The organism is Streptomyces phytophilus, assembly GCF_013870535.1.
In the GTDB taxonomy this organism is placed as follows: Bacteria; Actinomycetota; Actinomycetes; order Streptomycetales; family Streptomycetaceae; genus Streptomyces; species Streptomyces phytophilus.
The window spans coordinates 1-2,169 of sequence record NZ_JACBXC010001046.1; the positions used below are offsets into that span (position 1 = coordinate 1).

3 protein-coding genes are annotated in these 2,169 nt (G+C 73.4%); 2 read left to right on the forward strand and 1 reads right to left on the reverse strand.

The genetic code is table 11. The features are described from left to right. Window positions 1–877: SMP-30/gluconolactonase/LRE family protein (locus tag H5J30_RS28840; protein ID WP_181790214.1), on the forward strand; the 877-nt coding region annotated here is incomplete at its 5' end. A gap of 124 nt (window positions 878–1,001) precedes the next feature. Here the strand turns inward: H5J30_RS28840 and H5J30_RS28845 are convergent. Next, the gene (locus tag H5J30_RS28845; RefSeq protein ID WP_181790215.1) at window positions 1,002–1,583 is read right to left on the reverse strand and encodes a hypothetical protein; all 582 of its coding nucleotides are present in this window, start codon (window positions 1,581–1,583) and stop codon (window positions 1,002–1,004) included. A 96-nt stretch (window positions 1,584–1,679) separates the two neighbouring features. Here H5J30_RS28845 and H5J30_RS28850 point away from each other — a divergent pair. Beyond that, window positions 1,680–2,169 (forward strand): GNAT family N-acetyltransferase (locus H5J30_RS28850; protein ID WP_181790216.1); only part of this gene is annotated, 490 nt, incomplete at its 3' end.

Below are 2,169 nucleotides of genomic sequence, written 5' to 3' on the forward strand. Positions count from 1 at the left end.
GGCCACGCCGTACGGCACGAGCAGGCCGGCCGGCGCCGGCGGCGACTGGCCCACCGAGTTCCCGCTCCCCGACGGCTGGCTCCCCGAGGGCATCACCATCGGCAGCCGCCCGTACGCCTACATGGGCTCCCGCGCCAACGGCGCCGTCCTCCGCGCCGACCTGCGCACCGGCGCGCTGAAAGTCGTCCACGCCGGGGCGCCGGGCACGGCGTCCATCGGCCTGAAGCTGGACCGCGACGGCCTGCTGTACGTGGCGGGCGGCGCCGGCGGCACGGCAAGTGTCGTCGACGCCCGTACCGGCGCCGTGGTCGCGACCCACCGGCTGACGCCCCCGACCGGCCACTTCGTCAACGACACGGTCCTCCTCGGCCGTACCGCCTGGTTCACCGACTCCAACGAGGCGGTCCTCTACGCCGTCCCCCGCGGCCGCCGCGGCAAGGTCCGCGCCCTCCCGCTCACCGGCGACTGGGTCCAGACCCCCGGTGTCTTCAACGCCAACGGCATCGTCGACACCCCCGACGGCCGCGGCCTCGTCGTCGTCAGCAGCACCCCCGGCCGCCTGTACCACGTCGACCTGCGGACCGGCCACGCCACGGAGATCGCGCTGCGCGGCGCGGCGGACGTCGCCAACGGCGACGGCCTGGCCCGCGTCGGCCACACGCTGTACGTGGTCCGCAACCGCGACAACCTGGTCGCGGCCTTCCGCCTGGACCGCGCGATACGCACCGCCACCCTGCACCACACGATCACGGACCCCCGCTTCGACGTCCCCACCACGGCGGCCCGCCACGGCAACCGCCTCTACCTGGTCAACGCCCGCTTCACCTCGCCCCAGGAGCCCGACACCGCCTTCAGCGCGGTGGCGGTCCCCCTCTGAGGGCCGGGCGCCCTGCCCCGGGGCGCCGGCGGCACCGCGGGAGCCGTGCCGCCGGACAGGTCCGGACCGGATCGCTTCCGTACGCGATCCGACCGCCCTGCCGGCGCCCCGCGGCCGGGACCGGCTACGCCGTCTCCTCGAAGTAGGCGTCGAGGGCCGACTCCAGGTCGACCGCCCACTCCTTCAGCGTCGCCTTGTCCGGGGCCTCCACCTCGGCCGGGCATATGCCGCGGCTGTCGTGGACGCTGAGGACGAGGCGGCGGCCGAACCGGGAGGTCTTGTACTCGACCGCGCCGATCTCCGGCCACGTGAACTCGGCCTCGGTGTCGTCGAGCTGGAAGCGGACGCCGGTGCTGTCCACGGTCACGGAGCCGCGGCGGTCGGCCGCCTCGAAGACGGGGCCGCCTTCGTCGGCTTCCGGCTCCTCGGCTTCGTCCTTGGCCTCGTCCTTGTCGTTGGCCTTGTCCCGGACCTCGTCCTCGTCCTCGGCTTCGGTCGTGTCCTTGCCGCTGTCGTCGTCCCCGGGTTCGGTGGCGGCTTCCGCGGCGTCCTCCGGGTCCGTGCCGGGTTCCTTCTTCTCTATGGTCGTTGCTGCTTCGTCCTTCTCCTTGTCGTCGGGCGGCGACGCTACGAGGCCGGGCAGAGCGGCCGGGTCCGTCGCGGCGGCGTTGACGGGCGTGACGTTCAGACCTTTGTTCTCCTCCACGGTCCCAAAGTATGGCCGCTGGCCCCCCTCGCGGTCTCCGGGTCCGTACACCTGCACCGGGATGCCCGGTTCGGCACCCTGCGGCGGCTTCGTACCATGGCCGCCATGGAGATCGTCACCGTGCCCTACGACCACCCCGACGCGGTCATGCTCAACGACCGGGTCCAGATCGAGTACGCCGAGCGGTACGGCGAAGGCGATCACACGGCGATGGACCCGCTGCACTTCACGCCCCCGCACGGGCTCTACCTGCTGGCGTACGACGCCGACGGCACCCCGCTCGCCACGGGCGGCTGGCGGGCCATGGACGCGACGCCGGAGGGGCACAGCCCCGGTGACGCGGAGCTGAAGCGGATGTACGTGGTCCCGGAGGCCCGGGGGCGCGGGCTGGCCCGGCGGATACTCGCGGCGCTGGAGGAGAGCGCGCGGGACGCGGGCCGGACGCGGATGGTGCTGGAGACCGGGATGAAGCAGCCGGAGGCGATAGCGCTGTACCTGTCGGAGGGGTACGAGCCGACGGAGAAGTTCGGCTACTACCGCTTCGAGCCGGACAGCCGCTGCTTCGCCAAGCCGCTGCGGGCGGCGC